Origin of the sequence: Paraburkholderia piptadeniae, from assembly GCF_900007165.1 — a bacterium.
Lineage (GTDB): Bacteria > Pseudomonadota > Gammaproteobacteria > Burkholderiales > Burkholderiaceae > Paraburkholderia > Paraburkholderia piptadeniae.
In genome coordinates this window covers 38,844-64,325 of the sequence record NZ_CYGY02000024.1, presented here as the reverse complement: position 1 = coordinate 64,325, position 25,482 = coordinate 38,844, and the positions used below count along the sequence as shown (strand labels likewise).

Annotated in this window: 25 protein-coding genes; 8 read left to right on the top strand and 17 right to left on the bottom strand. The window is 64.1% G+C overall.

Going from position 1 to position 25,482, the window contains the following annotated elements:
- Nucleotides 1-34 precede the first annotated feature (34 nt).
- A complete protein-coding gene (ilvD, locus tag BN2476_RS12075; protein ID WP_087734398.1) occupies nucleotides 35-1,708 on the top strand; it encodes a dihydroxy-acid dehydratase in 1,674 nt (557 codons plus the stop codon).
- A gap of 193 nt (nucleotides 1,709-1,901) precedes the next feature.
- A complete protein-coding gene (locus tag BN2476_RS12070; RefSeq protein ID WP_087734397.1) occupies nucleotides 1,902-2,228 on the top strand; it encodes a c-type cytochrome in 327 nt (108 codons plus the stop codon).
- 68 nt (nucleotides 2,229-2,296) lie between these two features.
- On the opposite strand, the gene BN2476_RS12065 is transcribed toward BN2476_RS12070, so the two are convergent.
- The 3 genes from BN2476_RS12065 to BN2476_RS12055 all read right to left on the bottom strand — a co-directional run bounded on the left by BN2476_RS12065 (nucleotide 2,297) and on the right by BN2476_RS12055 (nucleotide 5,126).
- Nucleotides 2,297-3,073, bottom strand: a complete 777-nt coding sequence (locus tag BN2476_RS12065; RefSeq protein ID WP_087734396.1) for a DUF2486 family protein — start codon at nucleotides 3,071-3,073, stop codon at nucleotides 2,297-2,299.
- 78 nt (nucleotides 3,074-3,151) lie between these two features.
- Nucleotides 3,152-3,568 (bottom strand): DNA polymerase III subunit chi, encoded by a 417-nt coding sequence (locus BN2476_RS12060; RefSeq protein WP_087734395.1) that lies wholly within the window; start codon nucleotides 3,566-3,568, stop codon nucleotides 3,152-3,154.
- A 46-nt stretch (nucleotides 3,569-3,614) separates the two neighbouring features.
- The gene (locus BN2476_RS12055; RefSeq protein WP_087734394.1) at nucleotides 3,615-5,126 is read right to left on the bottom strand and encodes a leucyl aminopeptidase; all 1,512 of its coding nucleotides are present in this window, start codon (nucleotides 5,124-5,126) and stop codon (nucleotides 3,615-3,617) included.
- A gap of 137 nt (nucleotides 5,127-5,263) precedes the next feature.
- On the opposite strand from BN2476_RS12055, the gene lptF reads away from it, so the two are divergent.
- The 3 genes from lptF to BN2476_RS12040 are packed head-to-tail and all read left to right on the top strand — an operon-like array spanning nucleotide 5,264 to nucleotide 7,919.
- Entirely contained in the window at nucleotides 5,264-6,364 is a 1,101-nt protein-coding gene (gene lptF, locus BN2476_RS12050; RefSeq protein WP_087734393.1) for an LPS export ABC transporter permease LptF, read from the top strand.
- 3 nt (nucleotides 6,365-6,367) lie between these two features.
- Nucleotides 6,368-7,516, top strand: a complete 1,149-nt coding sequence (gene lptG / locus BN2476_RS12045; RefSeq protein WP_087734392.1) for an LPS export ABC transporter permease LptG — start codon at nucleotides 6,368-6,370, stop codon at nucleotides 7,514-7,516.
- Between the two features lie 22 nt (nucleotides 7,517-7,538).
- Complete coding sequence (locus BN2476_RS12040; protein ID WP_087734391.1) at nucleotides 7,539-7,919, top strand: sirohydrochlorin chelatase; 381 nt, start codon at nucleotides 7,539-7,541, stop codon at nucleotides 7,917-7,919.
- Between the two features lie 31 nt (nucleotides 7,920-7,950).
- Here BN2476_RS12040 and bla read toward each other — a convergent pair whose 3' ends face one another.
- The 7 genes from bla to BN2476_RS12005 all read right to left on the bottom strand — a co-directional run bounded on the left by bla (nucleotide 7,951) and on the right by BN2476_RS12005 (nucleotide 15,246).
- Nucleotides 7,951-8,844, bottom strand: a complete 894-nt coding sequence (gene bla / locus BN2476_RS12035; protein ID WP_087734390.1) for a class A beta-lactamase — start codon at nucleotides 8,842-8,844, stop codon at nucleotides 7,951-7,953.
- A 175-nt stretch (nucleotides 8,845-9,019) separates the two neighbouring features.
- A complete protein-coding gene (cobA, locus tag BN2476_RS12030) occupies nucleotides 9,020-9,799 on the bottom strand; it encodes a uroporphyrinogen-III C-methyltransferase (protein WP_087734389.1) in 780 nt (259 codons plus the stop codon).
- Nucleotides 9,800-9,837: 38 nt separating this feature from the next.
- Nucleotides 9,838-11,151 carry a sulfate adenylyltransferase subunit 1 gene (locus tag BN2476_RS12025; RefSeq protein WP_087734388.1) on the bottom strand — a complete coding sequence of 438 codons (1,314 nt, stop codon included), beginning with the start codon at nucleotides 11,149-11,151 and terminating at the stop codon, nucleotides 9,838-9,840.
- 21 nt (nucleotides 11,152-11,172) lie between these two features.
- Nucleotides 11,173-12,135: a sulfate adenylyltransferase subunit CysD gene (cysD, locus tag BN2476_RS12020; protein WP_087734564.1), complete on the bottom strand. Its 963-nt coding sequence runs from the start codon at nucleotides 12,133-12,135 to the stop codon at nucleotides 11,173-11,175.
- Nucleotides 12,136-12,273: 138 nt separating this feature from the next.
- Entirely contained in the window at nucleotides 12,274-13,014 is a 741-nt protein-coding gene (locus BN2476_RS12015) for a phosphoadenylyl-sulfate reductase (RefSeq protein WP_087734387.1), read from the bottom strand.
- A complete protein-coding gene (locus tag BN2476_RS12010; RefSeq protein ID WP_087734386.1) occupies nucleotides 13,011-13,553 on the bottom strand; it encodes a DUF934 domain-containing protein in 543 nt (180 codons plus the stop codon). Before BN2476_RS12010 ends, BN2476_RS12015 begins: the two co-directional genes overlap by 4 nt.
- A 13-nt stretch (nucleotides 13,554-13,566) precedes the next feature.
- On the bottom strand, nucleotides 13,567-15,246 hold the full coding sequence (locus BN2476_RS12005; protein WP_087734385.1) for a nitrite/sulfite reductase: 1,680 nt from the start codon (nucleotides 15,244-15,246) through the stop codon (nucleotides 13,567-13,569).
- 239 nt (nucleotides 15,247-15,485) lie between these two features.
- On the opposite strand from BN2476_RS12005, the gene BN2476_RS12000 reads away from it, so the two are divergent.
- Both BN2476_RS12000 and BN2476_RS11995 read left to right on the top strand, forming a co-directional pair.
- On the top strand, nucleotides 15,486-16,427 hold the full coding sequence (locus BN2476_RS12000) for a CysB family HTH-type transcriptional regulator (protein ID WP_087734384.1): 942 nt from the start codon (nucleotides 15,486-15,488) through the stop codon (nucleotides 16,425-16,427).
- A 72-nt stretch (nucleotides 16,428-16,499) separates the two neighbouring features.
- Nucleotides 16,500-17,684: an ABC transporter substrate-binding protein gene (locus tag BN2476_RS11995; RefSeq protein WP_087734383.1), complete on the top strand. Its 1,185-nt coding sequence runs from the start codon at nucleotides 16,500-16,502 to the stop codon at nucleotides 17,682-17,684.
- An 89-nt stretch (nucleotides 17,685-17,773) separates the two neighbouring features.
- On the opposite strand, the gene BN2476_RS48120 is transcribed toward BN2476_RS11995, so the two are convergent.
- On the bottom strand, nucleotides 17,774-18,193 hold the full coding sequence (locus BN2476_RS48120) for a glycosyltransferase family protein (RefSeq protein WP_235850799.1): 420 nt from the start codon (nucleotides 18,191-18,193) through the stop codon (nucleotides 17,774-17,776).
- 30 nt (nucleotides 18,194-18,223) lie between these two features.
- Complete coding sequence (locus tag BN2476_RS11990; protein ID WP_235850798.1) at nucleotides 18,224-19,162, bottom strand: hypothetical protein; 939 nt, start codon at nucleotides 19,160-19,162, stop codon at nucleotides 18,224-18,226.
- 121 nt (nucleotides 19,163-19,283) lie between these two features.
- On the opposite strand from BN2476_RS11990, the gene BN2476_RS11985 reads away from it, so the two are divergent.
- The gene (locus tag BN2476_RS11985; RefSeq protein ID WP_087734382.1) at nucleotides 19,284-19,541 is read left to right on the top strand and encodes a hypothetical protein; all 258 of its coding nucleotides are present in this window, start codon (nucleotides 19,284-19,286) and stop codon (nucleotides 19,539-19,541) included.
- A 3-nt stretch (nucleotides 19,542-19,544) separates the two neighbouring features.
- On the opposite strand, the gene BN2476_RS11980 is transcribed toward BN2476_RS11985, so the two are convergent.
- The 5 genes from BN2476_RS11980 to BN2476_RS11960 all read right to left on the bottom strand — a co-directional run bounded on the left by BN2476_RS11980 (nucleotide 19,545) and on the right by BN2476_RS11960 (nucleotide 25,479).
- Nucleotides 19,545-20,693: a Gfo/Idh/MocA family protein gene (locus BN2476_RS11980; protein WP_087734381.1), complete on the bottom strand. Its 1,149-nt coding sequence runs from the start codon at nucleotides 20,691-20,693 to the stop codon at nucleotides 19,545-19,547.
- 62 nt (nucleotides 20,694-20,755) lie between these two features.
- A complete protein-coding gene (locus tag BN2476_RS11975; RefSeq protein WP_087734380.1) occupies nucleotides 20,756-21,817 on the bottom strand; it encodes a sugar phosphate isomerase/epimerase family protein in 1,062 nt (353 codons plus the stop codon).
- Between the two features lie 86 nt (nucleotides 21,818-21,903).
- Entirely contained in the window at nucleotides 21,904-22,866 is a 963-nt protein-coding gene (locus BN2476_RS11970; protein WP_087734379.1) for a substrate-binding domain-containing protein, read from the bottom strand.
- 131 nt (nucleotides 22,867-22,997) lie between these two features.
- The gene (locus BN2476_RS11965; protein ID WP_087734378.1) at nucleotides 22,998-24,011 is read right to left on the bottom strand and encodes an ABC transporter permease; all 1,014 of its coding nucleotides are present in this window, start codon (nucleotides 24,009-24,011) and stop codon (nucleotides 22,998-23,000) included.
- A complete protein-coding gene (locus BN2476_RS11960; protein ID WP_087734377.1) occupies nucleotides 23,992-25,479 on the bottom strand; it encodes a sugar ABC transporter ATP-binding protein in 1,488 nt (495 codons plus the stop codon). Before BN2476_RS11960 ends, BN2476_RS11965 begins: the two co-directional genes overlap by 20 nt.
- Nucleotides 25,480-25,482: the final 3 nt, after the last annotated feature.

Here is a 25,482-nt window from a genome sequence, read left to right as displayed (position 1 = left end):
GGCGCACGGATCAAACAACTGGATGGAGCTCCCCATGCCGTACAACCGTCGTTCGAAGAACATCACGCAAGGCGTCGCGCGTTCGCCGAACCGTTCGATGTATTACGCACTCGGCTATCAGAAGGACGACTTCGACAAGCCGATGATCGGCGTCGCCAACGGCCACTCGACGATCACGCCGTGCAACGCCGGCCTGCAACGCCTCACGGATGCCGCCGTCGAGGCCGTCAGGCGCTCCGACGCGAACCCGCAGACCTTCGGCACGCCGACCATTTCGGACGGCATGTCGATGGGCACGGAAGGCATGAAGTACTCGCTCGTCTCGCGTGAAGTGATCGCCGACTGTATCGAGACCTGCGTGCAGGGTCAGTGGATGGACGGCGTGGTCGTGATCGGCGGCTGCGACAAGAACATGCCGGGCGGCATGATCGGCCTCGCGCGCATGAACGTCCCCGGCATCTACGTTTACGGTGGGACGATCAGGCCGGGCAACTGGAAGGGCACCGACCTGACCATCGTGTCGTCGTTCGAAGCCGTCGGCGAATTCACGGCGGGCCGCATGTCGCAGGAAGATTTCGAAGGGGTCGAAAAGAACGCGTGCCCGACCACGGGCTCGTGCGGCGGCATGTACACGGCGAACACGATGAGCTCGTCGTTCGAGGCGCTCGGCATGTCGCTGCTGTACTCGTCGACGATGGCGAACCCGGATCAGGAGAAAGTGGATTCGGCGGCCGAATCGGCGCGCGTGCTCGTCGAAGCCGTCAAGAAGGACCTCAAGCCGCGCGACATCATCACGAAGAAGTCGATCGAAAACGCGGTCGCGCTGATCATGGCGACGGGCGGCTCGACCAACGCCGTGCTGCACTACCTCGCGATTGCGCACGCCGCGGAAGTCGACTGGACGATCGAAGACTTCGAGCGCATGCGCAAGAAAGTGCCTGTGATCTGCGACCTGAAGCCGTCGGGCAAGTACGTCGCGACCGATCTGCACAAGGCAGGCGGCATCCCGCAAGTGCTGAAGCTCCTGCTCGACGCGGGCCTGCTGCACGGCGACTGCATGACGATCACGGGCAAGACGATCGCCGAAGAACTGAAGGACGTGCCAAGCAAGCCGCGCGCGGACCAGAACGTGATCTACCCGATCGACAAGGCGCTCTACAGCGAAGGCCACCTCGCGATCCTGAAGGGCAACCTCGCGGAAGACGGCGCCGTCGCGAAGATCACCGGCCTGAAGAACCCCGTCATCACGGGCCCGGCGCGCGTGTTCGACGACGAGCAGAGCGCGATGGAAGCGATCCTCGCCGACAAGATCAAGGCCGGCGACGTCGTCGTGCTGCGCTATCTCGGCCCGCAGGGCGGTCCGGGCATGCCGGAAATGCTCGCGCCGACTTCGGCGATCATCGGCAAGGGTCTGGGCGAATCCGTCGGCCTCATCACCGATGGCCGCTTCTCGGGCGGCACGTGGGGCATGGTCGTGGGTCACGTCGCGCCGGAAGCATTCGTCGGCGGCACGATCGCGCTCGTGCAGGAAGGCGACTCGATCACGATCGACGCGCACAAGCTGCTGCTGCAACTGAACGTCGACGATGCGGAACTCGCTCGCCGCCGCGCAGCATGGAAGCAGCCCGCGCCGCGCTACACGCGTGGCGTGCTGGCCAAGTTCGCGGCGCTCGCGAAGCCGGCGAACAAGGGCGCCGTCACGGGTTGACGCGGCCAGCGGCGCTCGCGTCACTGACGCCGCAAGCGCCGCCTTCGCTGACGCAACGCAGCAACGCTGGATCGCTGTGAACGAAGGCAACGCGATACTTCGATGAACGAAGGGGCACACGGATCGCCGTGTGCCCCTTTGCTTTTATAATGCGTCCACCACAGGCCGGGCCCAGTCGCGGGCGGAGACCATAATGAAATCGAAGTCGTATGCGGCAGTCTTGCTGGCAGGCGCTTTGGCGCTCGCCGGCGCGGCGCGCGCGGAATCGGCCACAGGCCTCGCGCTCGCACAGAAGGAGAACTGCATGAGCTGCCATTCGGTGACGCGGCAGTTCATGGGACCGGCGCTGCACGATGTCGCCGCCCGGTACGCGTCGCGCAGCGATGCGTCGCATTACCTCGCACGCAAGATCGTCGAAGGCAGCGCGGGCGTTTGGGGCACCGTGCCGATGCCCGCGAACACGCAGGTCACGCCCGACGAAGCGGCGTCGCTCGCAAGCTGGATCATGACGCTCAAATAACGCACGGCGCCGGGTACGGCCTTGCGGTTGCGCACCATCGACGCGCGGATTAAAACGTCAAATGCCGCTTACTTGCCGTCCGCGCTGTTGCCGAGTTCTTCGCGGATCGCTTCGCGCACCCACCTCAGCATTTCCGTTTCGAGCGCGAGCGCCACTTCGCGCGTGATCTGGTTGACGAGCCACGTCGTGTGATCCTGAAACGCGTCGCGGCAACGCGCTTCGATCAGGTTGCGCCCCTCGCCTTTCAGATAGGTCGCGAAGCGTGCGCGCAAGCGTTCGGCCAGCACGTCCGCATCGTATTCGGGCGTGTCGGCAGGTGCGTCGATGCGCTCGGTCGGCGTGTGCGCTGCGCTGAGGTCGGGCGGCGCGACATAGCGTTCAGCCGCTGATCCCGATGTGAACTCCGCTTCGCCCGGCACGAACTGCGCGGGCTCGCGCGCGGGCGCAAGCGCTTCGTCGTGCGCGGCTTGCTGCGCATGCGCCGTCATTCCTTCGAGTTCGGGATGCATCGCCGGCTCGCCCGGCAGATCGTCAAGCGCGGGTTCGTACACGGAATCGAGCACGGGCACATCGTCTTCTTGCGCGGTCGGCTCGTGAGCGCGTTCGCGAGGCGCTTCATGTGCCGCTTCATGTGCATCTTCATGCGCACCTTCATGTGCCTCTTCATGCGCTTCTCGATGCGCGTCGTCGCCTTGCGCCGCTTCATGCCGCTGCGCATGCGAAGTATCGTGGCCATGCCCATGCCGCTTCGAGCGCTTCGTCTTCGCATGGGGATCGTGGCCCGTGACCATCACATCGGTCAGAACGGGAATGTCTTGATCGGAAGAGTCAGAAGATTGGGACACGAAAGCCTCCCTTTAAAGATCGGACGATGCGGTTCCGCGCGAATCGGACAAGACTGCGCATCGAGCGGACATGAACCGTCAGGCGCCCTGCTTGTAGTTGTTTAGAGCATAGCCGCGATCGCGATAGAAGCGGTAGCGCTCCCGGCCCGCGGCCAGTTCGTCGGGCTCGTTGCCGACGATTTCCAGCAGGCGTTCGAAGCGCGCGAACTGCGTCGGCACCGTCGCGCTCAGGTTCAACAGTATCTGATGATGGGGTACATCGTCGAGCGACGACGTGAGCACGACGGGCGTTTGCGCCGCGAGCGGACTCGCCGCCATGCAATGCGGCACGAAGTCGAGCGGAGAGAAAGTCCAGAGCTGCTCGTCGAACGCGCGCAGCCGCGGCGGCTCGGCCAGCACGATCAGCGGCTGGCCGGCTTGATACGCCTTGCGCACGAGACGGCACGCATAGAGCAGCGAATCGCCGACGTTCGAATGGAAGTCGATGCGGGTCATCGGCGAGCCTGCTTCAATGCTTCGTGCGCGCGGGGACTGCGATGCGTCATTGTGCGGCGCGGTCGATCAGGAATTGCGACAGCAGCGGCACGGGACGGCCCGTCGCGCCCTTCGCCGCGCCGCTCTTCCATGCGGTGCCCGCGATGTCGAGGTGAGCCCACGGATACGCGTCCGTGAAGCGCGACAGGAAGCACGCCGCCGTCACGCTGCCCGCCGGACGTCCGCCGATGTTGGCGATATCCGCGAAATTCGACTTCAACTGTTCCTGGTATTCGTCGTCGAGGGGCAGACGCCATGCCGGATCGCCCGCTTCCTTCGACGCATCGAGCAGTTCGCCCGCCAGCACGTCGTCCTTCGAGAAGAGGCCGCTGTTGTGATGGCCGAGCGCGATGATGCACGCGCCCGTCAGCGTCGCGATGTCGATCACGGCGGCAGGCTTGAAACGCTCCGCGTAAGTGAGCGCGTCGCACAGGATCAGACGCCCTTCGGCATCCGTGTTCAGCACTTCGATCGTCAGCCCCTTCATGCTGGTGACGATGTCGCCCGGCTTCGTCGCGTTGCCTGCGGGCATGTTCTCGCAGGTCGGAATGATGCCGACGACGTTCAGCTTCAGGCCCATTTCGGCGACGGCGCGCAGCGTGCCGAGCACCGAGCCCGCGCCGCACATGTCGTACTTCATCTCGTCCATGCTGTCGCCGGGTTTCAGCGAGATGCCGCCCGTGTCGAACGTGATGCCCTTGCCGACCAGCACGACGGGCGCAACCTTCGCGGAGCCGCCCTGATACTGAAGGACGATGAATTGCGCCGGCTCGATGGAGCCTTTCGTGACCGACAGGAGCGAGCCCATCTTCAGCGCTTCGAGCTGTTTCTGGCCGAGCACCTCGACCTTCAGCTTCCAGTCTTTCGCGAGCTTCTTCGCGGCGTTCGCCAGATAGGTCGGCGTGCAGACGTTGCCCGGCAGGTTGCCGAGATCCTTCGTCAGGTCCATGCCGTTCGCGAGCGCGACGCCCTGCTTTGCGGCGACCTTCGCGAGCTTTTCATCGGCGCCGTCGACGCTGAACACGATGCGCTTGAGCGCGCGCGAGCCGTTGTCCGGTTTGCTCTTCATCTGCGTGAACTTGTAGGTCAGCTCGCGCAGCGCGACGATCGCGGCGCGCACCGCCCAATCCGACGAGCGCTCCTTGACGGGCGCCTGGGCCAGCGTGAACGTGACCTGCGCAACCTTGGTGCCGAGGATTGCGCGCCATGCCGCGCGCACGGCGTCGCCGTAGGCTTTCTGCGTGAAGGCATCCTGCTTGCCGAGGCCGACCAGCAGCACGCGCGACGCGCCGATGCCCTGCACTTCATGCAGGAACACCGTGCTGCCGATCTTGCCGTCCATGTCGCCGGCCTTGACGATGCGCGTGAGCAGCCCCTTGGTGGCCGCGTCGATTTCCAGCGCTGCGCCCGACAGCGTCTGCGACTCGAACACTCCGATCACGACGCAATCCGATTTCCCGGTAAGGAATCCGTTGGTCGAGCCTTTGCTCCAATCACAGGCTTTTATGCTAAAGTCCATCGCGCTTGTCCTCGGATAAAATCTGGGCTTAGGATGAAAGCCGCAATTATCCGCTATTTTTCCCGCGGCGGCTGCACGGAAGGCGTGATGGGGCCCAACCCCGCCGTCCACCGTGGCGCGCCCTCTCCTCATCAACCATGATTTTTGAACGCTCCCTCCAGCGCGAACTGGCGTACACGGCTGGTGCCGTGTTCATGGTCCTGCTCACGCTGGTTCTGACGACGATGATGATCCGCATCGTCGGCTTCGCCGCATCGGGTGAAATCGATCCGCGCGACGTGCTCGTGCTGATCGGCCTCACGGTCATCGGCTATCTCGCGATCATGCTGGTCGCGACGCTGTTCGTGTCGATCCTGTTCGTGCTCACGCGCTGGTACAAGGATTCCGAAATGGTCGTGTGGCTCGCGTCGGGCGTGAGCCTCACGCGCTTCATCAAGCCGGTCGGACTGTTCGCGACGCCCATCATCATTCTGATTGCATTCTTCGTGTTCGTCGGCTGGCCGTGGTCGAACCAGCAGAGCAAGCTGATCCGCGCGCGCTTCCAGCAGCGCGACGAAGTCTCGCTGCTCGCGCCGGGCCAGTTCCGCGAATCGGCTACGAGCCACCGTGTGTTCTTCATCGAGAAGATGTCGCCGGATCAGGGCCACGTCGAGAACGTGTTCGTCACGAGCACGGAGAACGGCAAGGTGAACGTGGTCGTATCGAAGAACGGCCACACGGAAACGCACAAGAACGGCGACCGCTTCGTCGTGCTCGAAAACGGCCGCCGCTACGACGGCGAGCCGGGACATCCCGACTTCCGCATCATGGAGTTCGAGCGATACGGCGTGAAGATCCAGAGCCAGCCTGTCGTGAACACGCCGACCACGACGGGCACGCCCACACTTGACCTGTTCCGCGATCCGACGCGCCAGAATCTCGCCGAATTCGCGTGGCGCGCGGGGCTGCCGCTGATCGCGATCAACCTGATGCTGCTCGCCATTCCGCTTGCACACCAGAATCCGCGCCGCAGCCGCACGATCAATCTCGTGATGGCCGTGCTGATCTATCTGACGTATTCGAATCTGCTGAACGTCGTGCAGTCGTGGATCGAGCAGGGCAAGATGTCGTTCGGCGTGGGCCTCGTGGGCCTGCATATCGTCGTCGCGCTGGTCGTCGCGTTCATCTTCTGGCTGCGGGTGCGCAACCGGCCGTTGTTCACGCGGGCGATGTTCGGCCGCACGGCGCAGGGAGCGTGACCGATGCGCATCTATGAAAAGTACTTCGCGCGGCAGGTCTATCTCACGTTCATCTTCATCCTGTTCGCGTTTTCCGGTCTGTTCTTCTTCTTCGACCTGATCAACGAACTGAACTCGGTCGGCCACGGCAACTACAAGTTCCAGTATGCGGTGCTGCGCGTCGCGTTGCAGACGCCGTCGCGCTTCTACGAAATCATTCCCGTCGCCGCGTTGATCAGCGCGATCTATGTGTTCGCGCAGATGGCGGCCAATTCCGAGTACACGATCTTCCGCGTGTCCGGCCTCGCGACGAACCAGGCGCTGCGCTCGCTGCTGAAGATCGGCATTCCGCTCGTGATTCTCACGTACCTCATCGGCGAAGTGGTCGGCCCGTACACGGACCAGTTATCCGAGCGCGTGCGTCTGGAGGCATTGGGCTCGTCGGTGTCGAGCAACTTCGAGTCGGGCGTCTGGGTGAAAGACACGCTGACGGCGCGCGCCGACGGCGAACAGGTAACGCGCTTCGTGAACGTCGGCCAGTTGCAGCCCGACGCGACGATCACGAACGTGCGCATCTACGAGTTCGATTCGAAGTTCCGTCTGTCGAACGTGCGCATCGCGAAGTCGGGCAAGTATCAGCCGCCCGGACATTGGGCGCTGACGGACGTCACCGATACGCAACTGATCGACGTCGCGCCCGACGCGGGCAAGCCCGCCGACGCACTGAACCCGGTATATCGCGCGAAGCAGGTGACGCTGCCCGAATACTCGTTGCGCTCGGAACTGACGCCGCAGATTCTGTCGGTGCTGCTGGTCGCGCCGGAGCGGATGTCGATGTTCAATCTGTTCCGCTACATCCAGCACCTGACCGAGAACCATCAGGACACGCAACGGTACGAGATCGCGTTGTGGCGCAAGCTGCTGTATCCGTTCGCGGTGTTCGTGATGCTGGTGCTGTCGTTGCCGTTCGCCTACTTGCACACGCGTGCAGGCGTGGTGGGCGTGAAGGTGTTCGGCGGGATCATGCTGGGGATGAGCTTTCAGCTCTTCAACACACTGTTCTCGCACATCGGTAATCTGAACACCTGGCCGGCGCCGTTGACGGCCGCGACGCCGGCGCTGTTGTACCTCGTGCTTGGGCTCGTGGGGCTCAAGTGGGTCGACCGGCATTAGTTTTTTACGGGACGCTCCGGCTATGGGATCGCATGGCATTGTGCTGTTTGCGCATGGCGCGCGTGACGCGCGCTGGGCCGAGCCGTTCGAGCGTCTTGCTACCCGCTTGCGCGAGTTGCGCGGCGCCGATGCAGGGCCCGTGTCGCTCGCGTTCCTCGAACTGATGACGCCTGATCTGCCTTCCGCCGTCGCCGATCAGGCGGCCGCAGGGGCGTCCGTCGTGACCGTCGTGCCTGTGTTCTTCGGCCAAGGCGGACATATCCGGCGCGACTTGCCGCTTATCCTCGATCAGTGCCGAGCGGCCAACCCCAATGTCGAGATCCGCTGCTCCGTTGCCGTCGGCGAAGACGCCGATGTGATCGAGGCTATCGCCGGTTATTGCCTGCGGCAGGCTTCTTCCTGACCGGCTTTACGCCACGGACAAGAAGCACGCTTCACTTCATCACGTCGAACACGATCCGCGCAGCCTCATCGACGACCTCGTCCTGGGGCGGCGTTTCCTTCGGCGTTAGTCCAGTGCAATAGACGGCGACGACGAAAGCGGCCGCAGGCGAATACACGACGGCGACATCATTGGCCGTGCCGTAATCGCCGCTCCCCGTCTTGTCGGCCACGGGCCAGCCCGTAGAACGGACGGCCGCCCGGATGCGCCTTTCGCCCGTCGTATTGCCCAGCAGCCACGTCTTCAGCTTTTCACGCTGCGGCGGTTCGAGCACATCGTTCGACAGCAGGATCTTCTGCATATCGTGCATCATCGCGCGCGGCGTCGTGGTATCGCGCATGTCGCCCGGCACGGCGTCATTCAGCTCCGGCTCCCGTCGCACGAGATTGAACCACGTATCGCCGATCGAGCGTGCAAACTCGTTCAACACTTCCGGCCCGCCCAGCGCGGTCAACAGCAGGTTGGCCGCCGTGTTGTCGCTGTACTGGAGCGCCGCGGCGCAGATGTCGCCCATCGACATGCCCTCGCTCACGTGCCGCTTAGTCACGGGCGAATTCGCGACGAGATCCGTCTCGCCATAACGAATGTGCGTGTCGAGCAGAGCGCGCTCGGCGATGCTGCGCTTCAGGATCGCGGCGACGGCCAGCAGCTTGAACGTGCTGCACATTGGAAAGCGCTCCGACTCGCGATAACCGACGTACGCCCCATCGGCCGTATTGAGCGCGGCGACACCGAGACGTCCGCCGCTCCGCGCTTCGAGTTGCTCGAAGCGCTTATGCGCGGCCAGGTTGATCGCTACGGACGAAGCGGGCTGCGCACGCACGCCCATCACAGGACTAGCCGCAAGCGCAATCAGCAATGCACGACGCAACGAAGAATGGGACATGAGGCAGTGGTGAATGCAGAGCGAAAGCGAATGTTATCGCAACGCACGTGCCCGCTCTTGCGTGTCCGATCGACTGTCCGATAACGACGAACTCAAGGCGACGAACCCAAAGACAATCGGCCGCATTCACTCGCGCGAATGCGGCCGAAGACAGATACCAGCAAAAACTCTCGCGCTACGCGACCCGCAACGCACGCTCGCCTGACGCAGCCGAAGACGAATCGTCCGCGCGCGGCTCGCTCATCAGCACGCGCTCGGCGAATGCATCGCCGATCATCAGCAGCGAAGGCTGCGCGGGATCGAGCCACAGTTGCGCATCGCCTGCCGCGAGTCCTTCGAGTGTCAGCGTCAACGTCCGCTCGCGCGGCGTCGAACATGCCTCGACGATCGCCACGGGCGTCGAGCCCGCGCGGCCCGCGTCCATTAGCTGTTGCGCGATCTCGGGCGCGCTGTCGCGGCCCATGTAGAACACCAGCGAATCGGCGTTCACCTGCTCGCGAATCTCGGCGGAATCCGCCGCGCGGCTGTGCGTCGCCAGCGCGACGCTGCGCGACACGCCACGCAGCGTCAACGAACGGCGCAGTGACGCCGCGCTCGCCAGCGCCGCCGTGATGCCCGGCACGATTTCGTATTCGATGCCCGCTGCTTCGAGCGCGCGCATCTCTTCATCGGCGCGGCCGAAGAGCATCGGATCGCCGCCCTTCAACCGCACGACGACGCCATGCTCGCGCGCCGCATCGACGATCTGCTTGTTGATGAAGTGCTGCGCCGTCGAGCGCTTGCCGCAGCGCTTGCCCACCGCGATCTTGCGTGCTTTCGGCGCGTAGTCGAGCATCGCCGGCTCGATGAGCGCATCGTGCAGCACGACATCGGCAACGGCCAGCAGCCGCGCGCCGCGAACCGTGATCAGGTCCGCCGCGCCAGGCCCCGCGCCGATCAGATAAACCTTGCCCATTTGCTGCTCCGTTCCGCTTCGTTACCTGCTCTGTTCCATTATGCAGAGACAGAACGAATCATGCCGGCCGCGACCGTGTGATGCGTCGCTTCGTCGATCAGCACGAATGCGCCCGTGCCCGGATGCGCATCGTACTCGTCGGCGACGATCGGCTTTTGCAGCGTCAGCGACACGCGGCCGATGTCGTTCATCGTCAGCTCGTGACGGTCCGTCGCGTGCGACAGCGTGTGCACGTCCAGCACCTGCTTGATGCCGCCGACGCGCGCGAACACCGTGTTGGTCGTCTGCTTCAGCAGATACTTGCGCGCCGTCGACAGCGGCGCCTCGTCGAACCAGCACAGGTCCGCTTCGAGCTTCTTCGCCGGCTGAACCGTCGCGGACGCGTGCACGAACGTATCGCCGCGCGACACGTCGACGTCTTCCGTGAGACGGATCGTCACCGTCTGGCCCGCGAATGCGCGGTCCACTTGCGCGGTGCCGCCCGGCACGGGCGCGATGATTTCAGCCACAGTTGCCTGACGGTTCGCCGGCAATACGACGATCGAATCGCCGAGCTTCACTTCGCCCGATTCGACACGCCCCATATAGCCGCGGAAGTCGTCGGCCTGGCTGCCGTCCTGGCGCGCGACCCATTGCACCGGGAAACGCAGCGCGTCGTGCGTCGCCGTATCGACGGGCAGCGCTTCGAGCACGTCGAGCAGCGGCTCGCCCGCGTACCACGGCATGCGCTCGCTCGCCGTCACGATGTTGTCGCCCTTCAGCGCCGACACGGGCACGAAGCGCACATCGCTCAAGCCGAGCTGGCGCGCGAGCGCGACATACGCGTCGCGGATCTCGTTGAAACGCGTTTCGCTGTAGTCGACGAGGTCCATCTTGTTGATCGCGACGATCACGTGCTGCAGGCCCAACAGCTTGACGATCGCGCTGTGGCGCTTGGTCTGCGGCAGCAGTTGCGCGACGCCGTTCTCGAACGTGACGCGCGTCGCGTCGACGAGAATGATCGAGGCGTGCGCGGTCGATGCGCCCGTCACCATGTTGCGCGTGTACTGCTCGTGGCCCGGCGTGTCGGCGATGATGAACTTGCGCTTCGCGGTCGCGAAGTAGCGATACGCGACGTCGATCGTGATGCCCTGCTCGCGCTCGGCTTCGAGGCCGTCCGTCAGCAGCGACAGATCGATTTCGTCGCCGACCGTGCGCTTGTTCTTCGCGCGCGACAGCGCGGACAGCTGATCCGACAGCACAGCCTTGCTGTCGTAAAGCAGGCGCCCGATCAGCGTGCTCTTGCCGTCGTCGACGCTGCCTGCCGTGATGAAACGAAGCACGCCGAGGTCTTCAGGTTGATGAATGCTCATGGTTGTGTCGCTCTCGTGTGCTTAGAAATAACCTTGCTTCTTGCGCTGCTCCATCGCGGCTTCCGACGTCTGGTCGTCCATCCGCGTCGCGCCGCGTTCCGTGATTTCCGTCACGGCCGTTTCGGCGATGATCTTCTCGACATCGTCGGCATCGCTTTCGACGGGGCACGTGCAGCTGATATCGCCCACCGTGCGGAAGCGCACCAGCGCTTCTTCGCTCGACTCGCCTTCGCGGATCGGCGTGAGCGGCGTCACGGGCACGAGCAGCCCGTTGCGGCGCACGATCTCGCGCTTGTGCGCGTAGTAGATCGACGGCAGTTCGAGGTTTTCGCGGGCGATGTATTGCCACACGTCGAGCTCCGTCCAGTTCGAGATCGGGAACACGCGCAGGTGCTCGCCCTGATGCAGGCGCGCGTTGTACAGGCTCCACAGCTCGGGGCGCTGCGCCTTCGGGTCCCATTGGCCGAACTCGTCGCGGAACGAGAAGATGCGCTCTTTCGCGCGCGCCTTTTCTTCGTCGCGGCGCGCGCCGCCGATCATCGCCGTGTAGCCGTATTGCTCGATGGTTTCGAGCAGCGTGACGGCTTGCGCCGCGTTGCGCGAATCCGTCTCGCGGCGCAGGCGCACGGTGCCGCGCTTGATCGAGTCTTCGACGTGGCCGACCACGAGCTCCGCGCCGATCTCTTTCGCGCGGCGGTCGCGGAAGTCGATCACTTCGTCGTAGTTGTGACCCGTGTCGATGTGCACGAGCGGGAACGGCAGCTGCGTCTTGCGGTTCGCGCCGAGGCCGAACGCCTTCAGCGCGAGCGCCAGCACGACGACGGAATCCTTGCCGCCCGAGAACAGCAGCGCAGGCTTGCTGCATTCGGCGACCAGTTCGCGCAGGATGTGAATCGATTCGGCCTCGAGCCAGTCGAGGTGATCCATCCGGTTCGCCGTAACGGGCAGCGGTACGTTGACAGTGGAATCGAGCGTCGTGCTCATTTTCTGGTCCTTCATTCGTTCGTGTCGCATGTTCGGGTGCTCACCAGATGCGTGCGGCACGTAGGGATTCAATCGAAATCGGCAATCGGCGGCGCACGGCGTTTGGGACATCTTCCGCCGGCGCCTGCGTGGCTCACATCAGGCCGAGGCGTTCTCCGAGACGACCGTGACAGGGATCGTCGTGATGTGCAGCCCGCATTCCTTCGTATCGCGCGACTCCCACCACCAGCGCCCTGCCCGGCTGTCTTCGCCGGGACGCACGGCCCGCGTACACGGCTCGCAGCCGATGCTCGGATAGCCGCGCGCATGCAGCGGGTTCACGGGAACGTCGAAGGCCTTCAGATAAGCCCACACATCGGCTTCCGTCCAGTCTGCGAGCGGGTTGTACTTCGCGATATTGCGCGCGCCGTCGTGCTCTTCCTCGTGCAGCTCCGCGCGCGTGACCGACTGCTCGCGACGCTGGCCCGTCACCCATGCGCCGACCTCGGCCAGTGCGCGATTGAGCGGCTCGACCTTGCGGATCTCGCAGCAGCGCTTGCGCAGATCGATGCTTTCGTAGAACGCGTTCAGGCCGTGCTGCGCGACATACTCGTCGACAGCAGCCGCTTGCGGATGAAACTGCTCGATGTCGTAGCCATAGCGCTCGCGCACGCGGTCGATCATGCCGAGCGTTTCCGCATGCAGGCGGCCCGTGTTCAGCGAGAAGATGCCGATCTTCACGCCGCGCGACAGGATCGCGTGCGTGAGCAGCATGTCTTCCGCAGCGAGGCTGCTCGCGAGCTTCACCTTTTCGTGGCGCTTGCCGATCGAGTCGAGCAGCGCATCGAGACGTTCGATCTTCGCCTCAAGTTCGGGCGTGAGGTCCGTTGCGCTCGTCATACGGAAACCTTTTGCGTAGCAGCCGCTTCGCGACGGCGAAAGAGCGGCGAAGGCTCGTCGAATGCGCCTTGATACTGGACGGTAAACTCGGTGAACGCCTTCAGCGCGTCGTGGATATCCTTGTCCGCGCGCAGCGCATACGCGTTGAAGCCGCAGCGCTCGTAAAAGCGCAGCTGGTCGCGCAGCACGTCGCCGATCGCGCGGATCTCGCCCTTGTAGCCATAGCGCTCGCGCAACAGACGCGCGATGCTGTAGCCACGACCGTCGCGGAACACCGGGAAGTCGACGGCGATCAAGCCGAGCTTGTCGAAGTCGCCGGCGATGTCGGCGGGCTCGCTGTCGGGCGCGAGCCACACGCCAATCTGGTCAGCGCTGCGCGAAGCCGTCAGCTCGTCGCGCGAGCTCTGCCACAACGCGAGGGGAACGATCACCTTGCCGGCGGGCAATGCGCTCACTGCGGGCAGCGTGCCGTCCTCGGCTGCACGGACAACCGTGAAGTCGTCGTTGACGATCGTGCGGTCCTTGATAATCGATGCCATCTGCTAGTCCTTGTTACGCGTGAGCCGGTTGACGCGATGCATACACGCGTTCCTTGAACGGTGCGATCCCGATGCGGTTGTAGGTGTCGATGAAGCGTTCGCCGTCGATGCGGTTCTCGACGAACGTATCGATCACCTTCGACACCACGTCCGGCATTTCTTCCGCCGAGAACGACGGGCCGATTACGCGGCCGAGCTTCGCGCCGTCCTGGCCCATGCCCTGCTCGCCGCCGAGCGACACCTGGTACCACTCGGAGCCGTCCTTGTCGACGCCCAGCACGCCGATATTGCCGACGTGATGGTGACCGCACGAGTTCATGCAGCCCGAGATGTTCAGCGACACGTCGCCGAGGTCGTACACGAAGTCGAGGTCGTCGAAGCGCTCCTGGATCGCTTGCGCAATCGGAATCGACTTCGCGTTCGCGAGCGAGCAGAAGTCGCCGCCCGGGCACGCGATGATGTCGGTCAAGAGGCCGATGTTCGGCGTTGCGAAGCCTTGCGCCTTCGCCTTTTCCCACAGCGCGTACAGGTCGCGCTTCTTCACGTCGGCGAGGATCAGGTTCTGCTCATGCGACACGCGGATCTTGCCGAACGAGTATTCGTCGGCCCAGTCGGCGACGGCTTCCATCTGCTTGTCGGTGGCGTCGCCGGGCGCAACGCCCGTCTTCTTCAGCGACATCGTGACGGACGCATAGCCCGACACGCGATGCGGACGCACATTGCGCTCGACCCAGCGCGCAAACGCACGGCTTTCCAGCAGATGCTTTTCGAACGACGTGTCCGTGTCCGGCAGCTTCTCGTAGACGGGCGGCTGGAAGAATTGCGACACGCGGTCCAGCTCGGCTTGCGTGAGCGTCGACGGACCGTCCTTCAGGTGCTGCCACTCTTCCTCGACCTGTTGCGAGAATTTCGCCGCCGACAGCGACTTCACCAGAATCTTGATGCGCGCCTTGAACAGGTTGTCGCGGCGGCCGTAGCGGTTGTACACGCGCAGCACGGCTTCGCAATACGTGAGCAGATGCTGCCAAGGCAGGTCTTCCTTGATGATCGCGCCGATGATCGGCGTGCGACCCAGACCGCCGCCCGCGAGGATGCTCGCGACGACTTCGCCCGCGGCATTCTTCTTCAGATAGACGCCAAGGTCGTGAATCTGCACGGCCGCGCGGTCTTCCTTCGAGCCCGACACGGCGATCTTGAACTTGCGCGGCAGCCACGCGAATTCCGGGTGGAACGTCGACCACTGGCGCAGAATTTCGGCCCACGGACGCGGATCGATGATTTCATCGGACGCGACGCCCGCGAACTGGTCGGCCGTGATGTTGCGGATGCAGTTGCCCGACGTCTGGATCGCGTGCATCTGCACGGACGCGAGCTTGCGCAGGATTTCCGGCGTCTCTTCGAGCTTGATCCAGTTGTACTGGATGTTTGTGCGCGTCGAGAAGTGGCCGTAGCCGCGATCGTGCTCGCGCGCGATCGTTGCGAGCATGCGCAGCTGGTCGCTGCGCAGATTGCCGTACGGAATCGCGATGCGGTGCATGTACGCGTGGCGCTGCATGTAGAGGCCGTTTTGCAGGCGCAGCGGACGGAACTCTTCTTCGCTCAATTCGCCCGACAGACGGCGACGAACCTGATCGGCGTACTGCGCGACGCGTTCATCGACGATGGTCTGGTCGTACTGATCGTATTGGTACATTCGGGGACCCCAGGGTTTGTGTTCGTCTCGCACAACACGGCGTTCCGGTTACGCCGCGCCGTGAATATCCGTCTTGCGAACCAGCTTTGAGCGCCCCGCCAACCGCCTGTTCAGACGGATCGCTCATTTGCTAATGACAAAAACAGATATCCATATTGGAAAAGTCTGGGAAATCGTAATAAACTCGCCTTATATTTCAAACGACTAAAAAATTCTTTTGATATGCGGCGAGGTTATATATGAACCTGCATCAGTTCCGCTTCGTACGGGAGGCCGTCCGGCAGAACTTCAACCTGACGGAAGCCGCCAAGGCGCTGTATACGAGCCAGCCTGGCGTGTCGAAGGCGATCATCGAGCTGGAAGATGAACTGGGCGTCGAAATCTTCACGCGGCACGGCAAGCGCGTGCGCTCGCTGACCGAGCCGGGGCGGATCATTCTGGCCTCCGTCGAGCGGATTTTGCAGGAGGTCGAGAGCCTGAAGCGCGTCGGTAAAGATTACGCGGCGCAGGACCAGGGCAATCTCGTGATCGCCGCGACGCACACCCAGGCGCGCTACTCGCTGCCCGCCGCAATCGCCGAATTCAAGAAGCGCTTCCCGAAGGTGCACCTTTCGATCCTGCAAGGCAGCCCGACGCAGGTTGCGGAAATGGTGATCCACGACCAGGCGGATGTCGCGATCGCGACGGAAGCCGTGTCCAGCTACAAGGAACTGGTGTCGCTGCCGTGCTTCTCGTGGCATCACGTGGCCGTGATGCCCGCCGATCATCCCCTCCTCGAACGCAAGCAGCTTTCGCTCGACGACCTGACGCAGTACCCGCTGATCACCTACGACAACGCGTTCGCGGGCCGCACGAAGATCAACGACGCGTTCCGCCTGCGCGGCCTGCATCCCGACATCGTGCTCGAGGCAATCGACGCGGACGTCATCAAGACTTACGTCGAGCTGGGGCTCGGCGTCGGCATCATGGCCGATATCGCGTTCAACGCCGAGCGCGACCGCCATCTGCGCGCGTTGCCCGTCGGCCATCTGTTCGGCAGCAACGTGACGCGTGTCGCGCTCAAGCAGGGCGCGTATCTGCGCACCTATGTCTATACGCTCGTCGAGCTGCTGTCGCCGAACCTGAACCGCAAGCTGATCGAGCAGGCGCTCAAGGGCGATCACGAAACGTACGAGCTTTGATTTTTTTGTTCCCCCATAACGACTGACACGACTGACGGCTGCCACACCTATCTGCAACGGAGACCCTTTCGCATGACGCCGCAAAAAAACAAGCCGAAAAACACCTTGCGCCATCTGACACGCGCCGCCGCGCTCGGCGCATTGCTCTTCGCCGCCGCCGCCGCGCACGCGGACGTCAAGGTCGGCATCGATCTGTCGAGCACGGGGCCCGCCGCTGCCATCGGCATCACGAGCAAGAATGCGATGCTGATGTGGCCGAAGACGATTGCCGGCCAGCCCGCGCAGTACATCGTGCTCGACGACGGCTCCGATCCGGGCGCGGCCGTGCGCAATATTCGCAAGCTGATCAACGAGGACCACGTCGACGTGATCGTCGGGCCGAACGTCACGCCCGCCGCGATGGCCGCGCTCGATCCCGTCGCCGAGAGCCAGACGCCGATGATCACGCTGATCGGCTCGGCGAGCGTGGTCGAGCCGCAGGAAGGCAAGAAAGTCTGGGCGTTCAAGATGGCGCAGACGGACGGCGCGATGGCCGACGTGATGACGCGCTACATGTCGAATCACAACGTGAAGACGGTAGGCTTCATCGGCTTTGCGGACAGCTATGGCGACAGCTGGCTCAACGAATTCACGAAATTCGCGGCGCTGCGCCATATCCAGGTCGTCGCGACCGAGCGCTTCAACCGCACCGATGCGAGCGTCACGGGCCAGGTGCTGAAGCTGATGGCCGCGAAGCCCGACGCCGTTCTGATCGCGGGCGCCGGCACGCCGACGGTGCTGCCGCAGCGCACGCTCGTCGAGCGCGGCTACAAGGGCGCGATCTATCAGACGCACGGCATTGCGACGCCGGAGTTCATCAAGCTCGGCGGCAAGGATGTCGAGGGCACGCTCTTTCCGACGCAGCCCGTCGTCGTCGCGCGCTCGCTGCCCGCCGATCATCCGGCGAAGAAGGCCGCGCTCGCGTTCGTCAGCGCATACGAAGCGCAATATGGCCCGAACACGGTCACGCAGTTCGCGGGCGATGCGGCGGGTGTCTATCCGCGTATGCAGGATGCCGTTGCGCGTGCGTTGAAGACGGCGCAGCCGGGCACGACGGAGTTTCGCGTTGCGCTGCGCACGGAACTCGAACACGCGCATGAGCTGGTGGTGCCGAACGGTGTCGTGAACACGAGCGCGAAAGATCACGTCGGCCTCGATCAGCGGGCGAGCGTGATGGGGATCGTCAAGGGTGGGAAGTTTACGTATTTGCGTCAGTGAGTGAGCCAGTGAGCTTTTTGAAGTGCCCGCGCTCGATGCAGCGGCCATCGCCCGAAGCGACCCGGCCGCTGCCGCATAAGCACTGACCGCTACGACAGAAACACCACCGCCTCATCGATCACGCTGCGCCAGTCGCCCATCAACGTCTGGCGCAGCGGCTTCAGATTCGCCATCCACGGCGACGTATCGCCTTCCACGCCCCAGCGCCATTCGCTTGCCAGATTGAGCGGCACGATGGTGGTCTTGCCGAGCATCGCGCTCAGATTCGCGACGCCCGAATCGACGGCGACGACGGCGTCCAGTTGCTCGATGCACGCGGCCGTCTCCGCGAACGTCGCGATACCCGGCCCGTACACGCCGATGTTCGCCGGCGGCATGCCCGCGAAGCTCTGCGCATCGGGATGATGCAGGCTCACGAAGTGCCGCTTCGCCGCGACGGACGGATGCGTGACGAGATGTTCGACTTCCGTCAGCGGCAGGCTGCGCCGGATCGCCGAGCAGCGCATCACCGCGCCGACTTCATGCGCGTGCCGCTGATTTCAGTCCCAGAAGATGCCGATCAGCGACTTGCCCGGATGCGCAGCGCGCATTTCGCGCGCCCATTCGGCGGCAGCGGCGCGCTCCGCGTCGGGCGCGCGCAGATACGCGGGGAAAAACGGCGACGGCAGCGGCGTCTGCCGCGCAGCCAGCAACGGCAGATGAAGCAGCGTCGCGTGCAGATCGGGCGCGAACTTGCGCACCGCGTCAGCCAGCGCTTCGGGCAAGCTCTCCTGCTGATGCAGCGGACGCGGCGCGCCCACGACGACGCATTCCGGCAACGAAGCCTGCAACAGCGCATGCAACGGCGGATCGCAGGTGATCATCAGTTGCGCGCCCGCAGCCTGCCATTGCGCCACGTTGGCGAACAGCAGGAACTGGTCGCCGTAACCCATCTGATGCGTGATCAGCACGCGCTTGCCGCGCAGATCGTGTTCGCCCGACCACGAAGGAATGTCGGCGGGCCGGTAGTTGCCGGTGTCGCTGTGATTGCGCGCGAGCCACGGCTCGAAGCCCGCCGGACGCGCCGTGCGCAGCAGTGCCTCGCCGTACAGATGCTCCGCTTGCCGCGCGAACCACTCGCCTTCTGCTGCGGCCGTGCGCCACGCGTGCTCCAGCATCGGAATGCCGCGCTCGGCGTCGCCCGACACCACGAGGCTCTGCCCGAGGCTCATCTCGTAGTAAGCGGATCGCCACGCTAGCGCCGCATGGTTGCGCCAGGTCGCGACGGCATCGAAATGCCGGCCCATCAGCGTCAATGCATACGCGCGCCAGTTGACGAAATGCACGTCGCGCGGCTCGATCGCGAGCGCGCGGTCGGCGTACGGCAGCAGCTCGTCGTCGCGCTTTTCTTCGATCAGCGCGATACAGACGGCGCGCAGCTTTTCGATTTCGTCGGGGGCATGGGCGAGCGCATCGAGCGCATCCTGAAGGTTCGACATGGCGTGGGTCGCTTCTTCGTTTGTTCGGCAGGACTGACGTATCGGCAGCACCGCCGACGGCGGGCGAGTATACGTCGTAGAATCGCACTGCAATCTCAAAACTTCACAGCATCGTCCGATCATGCGCACGACCCGAGCCATCCATGCCGTCGAACGGCTGAAGACCCGCAGCGGCAATCCGCGTTTCGCGGCAATCAGCCTGTCGGGCGGACTCTTCTATCTTGTCGACAAATCGGGCGGCACGGACCAGAAAGTCTCCGATCCGCTTCCGCTCGACGAGTTCGTGAAGTTCGTCGACGCGTACGGTCCCAAGAAACCGCGCAAGGTCAGCAAGCTCGATCTCGCTTTCGAAGAACAGATCAAGCGCAGCAAGAGCTGAACATCAGCCGCCGTTCCGCACGTCCTGCCACAGCAACTTCGCGTGGCTTTCGAATACGGCATCGATGAAGCGCAAGCCCGCAACCCCATCGTCGACGGTCGTCAGCAGACGGCTTTCTTCGGGTAGCGGCAGGCCCGCGTCGATCGCTTCGATCTGCAGCGCTGCATCCTTGTACAGTTGCGCGAACGCTTCCAGATAGCCTTCGGGATGGCCGGGCGGCACGCGCGTCGCATGCCGCGCGATCGCACTGTCGACCCGTCCGCGCGTGAGCTTTTGCATCGCACCGCCCAGCGGCGTGAACAGCAGCTCGTTCGGATTCTCCTGATCGAACGCGATATGGGCCTTCGAGCCGTACACGCGCAGACGCAGTGCGTTTTCCGCGCCGCTCGCCACCTGGCTTGCCCACAACATGCCGCGCGCGCCGTTCTCGTAGCGCAGCAGCGCCTCGATATGGTCGTCGACCTGGCGGCCTTCGACAAACGTATGCAGCTCCGCGACGATCTGCTTCGGCAGCATGCCCGTCGCGAACGCCGCGAGGTGATACGCATGCGTGCCGATGTCGCCGAGACAACCCGCGCGACCCGCCTGCTTCGGGTCGGTGCGCCAGATGGCCTGGCGGTTCTCGCCCGTGAGCTCGACCGGCTTCGCGAGCCAATCTTGCGCATATTCGACCTGAACGACGCGCACCTCGCCGATCTCGCCCGCCTCCACCAGTTCGCGCGCGTGGCGCACCATCGGATAACCGGAGTACGTGTGCGTCAGCGCGAACAGACGGTTCTTCTCGCGCGCCAGTTGCGCGAGCGCTTCGCCTTCTTCGAGCGTCATCGCGAGCGGCTTGTCGCAGATCACGTGGATGCCCGCGTTCAGAAACGCGGCCGCAACGGGCGCATGCAGATGGTTCGGCGTGACGATCGCGACGGCATCGATGCCGTCGTCGCGCGCGGCCTCGGCGCGCGCCATCTCTTGCCAGCTCGGGTAGCTGCGCGCGATGCCCGCTTCGTCGGCGCTTGCCTGCGCGCGTTGCGGGTCCGACGACAGCGCGCCCGCCACCAGCTCGAAGCGATCGTCGATGCGCGCGGCGATCCGATGCACCGCGCCGATAAACGCGCCCTGCCCGCCGCCGACCATGCCCAGCCTGAGTCTTCGTGCCATCGTCTTCCGCTCCTGTTCGATGCGGGACCATTGCGAGCCCCATCGCGCGGGCCATCCTGGGTTTAAAGGCCCAGCACGCGCTTCAGTTGCGCGGCGTCCGCGCCGCTGCCCGCGAAGTCGTCGAATGCATGCTCGGCCACGCGGATGATGTGCCGCTTGATGAACTCCGCGCCTTCGCGCGCGCCGTCCTCGGGATGCTTCAATGCGCACTCCCATTCGAGCACCGCCCAGCCGGGAAAATCGTATTGCGCCATCTTCGAGAAGATCGCGCCGAAGTCGATCTGCCCGTCGCCAAGCGAACGGAAACGCCCCGCGCGTTCGACCCAGCCGCTATAGCCGCCATACACGCCTTGCCGTCCGTTCGGACGAAACTCGGCGTCCTTCACGTGAAAGGCCTTGATGCGCTCGTGATAGATATCGATGAACGCGAGATAGTCGAGCTGCTGCAACACGAAGTGGCTCGGATCGAACAGGATGTTCGCGCGCCGGTGATTCTTCACGGCCGCCAGAAAGCGCTCGAACGTCACGCCGTCGTGCAGGTCCTCGCCCGGATGCAGTTCGTAGCAGACGTCGACGCCCGCTTCGTCGAACGCATCGAGAATCGGCGTCCAGCGGCGCGCGAGCTCGTCGAACGCAGCTTCGACAAGACCAACGGGACGCTGCGGCCACGGGTAGAAATACGGCCACGCGAGCGCGCCCGAAAACGACACATGCGACGTGAGCCCGAGACGTTGCGATGCCTTCGCGGCCCACTTCATCTGCTGGATCGCCCATTCGGTGCGCGCCGCCGGATTGCCTCGCACATGCGGCGCGGCGAAGCCGTCGAACAGCACGTCATACGCCGGATGCACCGCGACGAGCTGGCCTTGCAGATGCGTCGAAAGCTCCGTGATTTCGACACCCGCATCGGTGACGATGCCAAGCAGGTCGTCGCAATACGCCTGGCTCGACGCCGCCTGCTCGAGATCGACGAGGCGCGGATCGGCGGGGACCTGGATGCCCTTGTAGCCGAGATTCGCGGCCCATTCGGCGAGATGCGCGAGATTGTCGAACGGCGCCTGACGATCCAACTGCGCACCCATGAACTGCGCGAGAAAGATCGCCGGACCTTTGATCGTTTTCATCGTGCTGCTCCCTTCGATGGATTGAAAAGGCGCCGCCCTTCGCATCCGATGACGAAGGACAGCGCCCCGCTCAAGCATGCCTGCGATCAGAACGGCGAATCGGGGAAGTAGAAGTCCTTCGCGTTTTCCTTTGTGATGAGCACCGACGGAATGATCGTCGTTGGCGGCAACTTGTCGCCTTTGAGGCGCGCTTCCGCCGTCAGCTTGATCGCGTCGTAGATGAACTTCGGCGAATACGACACATCGGCCTTGATGAGCGGCGCGCCGTCGATCACGTTCTTGACCATGCCCTTCGAGCCCGCGCCGCCGAATACGATCTTGATGTCGCTGCGCTTCGCCTGATCGATCGCCTTCAGCACGCCGACGGCCATGTCGTCGTCGGCGGCCCAGACGGCGTCGATGTGCTTGAAGCGCGTCAAGTAGTCCTGCATCACCTTGAACGCGTCGTCGCGATTCCAGTTCGCGTACTTCGCATCGAGAATCTTGATGTTCGGATAGTTCTTCAGCACGCCCGTGAAGGCCGTCCAGCGTTCGTTGTCGAGCGTCGTCGGAATGCCGCGCAGCGCGACGACGTCGCCCTTGCCGTCGAGCGCCTTCGCGAGATACTCGGCGGGAATCTTGCCGAATGCGGTGTTGTCGCCCGCCACATACGCGTCCTGCGCGCTGGTGTCCGTCAGGCCGCGATCGACGACTGTCACATAGACGCCTTTCTTCTTCACCTGCGCGACGGGCTGCGTGAGCGACGCCGATTCATACGGGAAGATCACGAGCGCGTTGATCTTGTTCACCGTCACGAGATCTTGCAACTGGTTTGCCTGCTCGGGCGCGTTGGCTGCCGTCTTCACGATCACCTTCAGATCGGGATGCGCTTTCTCCAGATCCGCCTTCGCCTTGTTCGCCCACCAGACGATGCCGCCCGTAAAGCCGTGATCGGCCGTCGGTATCGCGACGCCCAGCGTGACCTTGTCGTCGGCGCGCGCGGCGCTCGTGAGCCCCAATATCCCCAGTGCCAGCACCCCGGCGCCGACCGCTCGAATGATCTGCTTCATGGCTGTGTCTCCTTTGACGTTCCTTTGACTGGTTTCTTCGTCGATGAACCGCTTCTGTGCTGCTCTCCTTTGCCGCTTGCGTTGCGTTGCTGCCTGTAACTTCGGATGTCCCACGTACACGCACCGCCTCGCTACCGCCGCCCTCGCTGAAGAAACGCGACGACGATGATCACGACGCCCTGCACGGCCGCATTCAGATACACGCTGATGATGCTGGTGAGATTGAGGATGTTCGCGATGACGGACAGCAGGATCGCGCCGATCACCGTGCCCGCGACGCGCCCCTCGCCGCCCTTGAGCGCCGTGCCGCCGACCACCACCGCTGCGATCGCTTCGAGTTCCCACAGAAGACCCGTCGTCGGCGTCGCGGAACCCAGGCGCGGCACGTACAGCACCGTCGCCACGCCGACGCAGATGCCGAGCAGCACATACGTGACGATCTTCACGGTATCGACGCGAATCGCCGCGTAGCGCGCGACCTGTTCATTCGAGCCGATCGCCTGCACATGGCGCCCGAACGCGGTGCGATTGAGGATCAGCGCGCCGCCCGCCGCGACGACGAGAAACACCCAGATCGGCACGGGCACGCCGAAGAGGCTCGCGTAATAGACGGGGCCGTACAGATCGGAGAGATTGTTGTCGAGCGTGAGCGCGCCGCCATCGGCGAGCCAGGTGAGCACCGCGCGAAAGATGCCGAGCGTGCCCAGCGTCACGATGAACGGCTCGATCCGTCCTTTCGTGATGAGCAGGCCATGCGCACAGCCGAACACGCCGCCCAGCACGAACGCGCAGAGAATGCCGATGATCACGATGGTCAGCGGCGCAAACGCATGGCCGCCGGGCGACAAGGCGAGCGCGTTCATCAGCCAGATCATGCTGCCCGCGATCAGCGCGGCCATCGAGCCGACGGACAGGTCGATGCCGCCCGAGATGATCACGAACGTCATGCCGACCGCGATGATGCCGATGAACGACGTGCGCGTGAGCACGTTCATCATGTTGTCGACGGTGGCGAAATCGCGATTGAGCAGCGTGCCCGCGATGCACAGCACGATCAGGCCGGCGAGCGGCCCAAGACCATGCAGACGATGCGCGATGCGCATCGCGCGCCCGGTCGGCGCGGTGTCAGTGTGTGCCGGTCGCATGAGCGATCAACTCCTCTTCGGTCAGATGGTCGAGACCGAGCGTCGCCTGCAGGCGGCCCGCGCGCATCACGGCGACGCGATGGCACAACCCGATCAGCTCGATCAGTTCGGATGAGATGACGATCACGGCGCGCCCTTCGGCGGCGAGCCGGTGAATCAGGAAATAGATGTCGCGCTTCGCGCCGATGTCGACGCCGCGCGTCGGCTCGTCGAGCACGATCACATCGGGATTGGGCTGCAGGAACTTGGCGAGCGCGAGCTTCTGCTGGTTGCCGCCCGAGAGCATCCGCGCACGGCTCGACAGATTGCCCGTGCGAATGCCGAACTCGCGGACGGCCTGCGTCAGCGCATCGCGTCCCGCTTTCAGGTCGAGCAGCGGATGCGCGAAGTGTTCGAGCGTCATCAGCGTCACGTTGTCCTGCAGGCTGAGGTTCACGTGCAGGCCCTTGCCCTTGCGGTCCTCGCTCAGATACGTGAGGCCGCGGCGCATCGCATCGCGCGGGCTGTGCAGATCCGCTTTGCGGCCCGCGATTTCGATCGTGCCCGCCGTGCGCCTGCGCAAGCCGATGATCGCCTCGAACGCTTCCGTGCGGCCCGCGCCGACGAGTCCCGCGAAGCCGAACACTTCGCCGGCGCGCACTGCGAAGCTCAGATCGTCGACCCAGTCGGGCACGCTCAGCTTTTCGACTTTCAGCGCAATGGGCGCGTCATCGGGGGGCGGCTTCTTCGCGGGGAACATGTCGGACAGCTCGCGCCCGACCATCAGGTTCGCCATCTGCTGACGCCCGAGCAATGCCGTCTCGCTGCGCGCGACGAAGCGGCCGTCGCGCATCACGATCACTTCGTCGGTGATGTGCTCGACCTCGTCGAGCTTGTGCGAGATGTAGACGATCGTCACGCCATCGGCCTTGAGCTTCGTCATCAGCGCAAAGAGGCGCTCGGTTTCGGAAGGTGTGAGCGTCGCCGTGGGCTCGTCCATGATCAGAAGGCGCGCGCGCCGCGACAGCGCCTTCGCGATCTCCACCATCTGCTTTTCCGCGACGATCAAATCGCGCACCTTCGTATCCGGATGCTTGTGCAAGCCGACCTGCTCCAGATAGCGCTTCGCCTCGTTGCGCATCGCCGTATTGTCGACGAACAGGCCCTTGCGCTTCTCGTGGCCGAGATACATGTTCTGCGCGATCGTCAGATGCTCGGCGAGATTGAACTCCTGATGGATCAGCACGATGCCCGCCGCCTCCGCATCGCGCGAGCCAGCGAAGCGCCGCGCGTGGCCGTCGACCAGCACGGTGCCTTCCGTCGCCATCTCGTAGCCCGCGAGTATCTTCATCAGCGTCGACTTGCCCGCGCCGTTCTCGCCGAGCAGTCCGTAGATACGGCCTGGCGCGATGTCGAAGCTCACGCCGTGCAGCACGCGCACGGGGCCGAAGTCTTTGCGGATGTCGTCGAAGCGGACGGCGAGACTCATCGC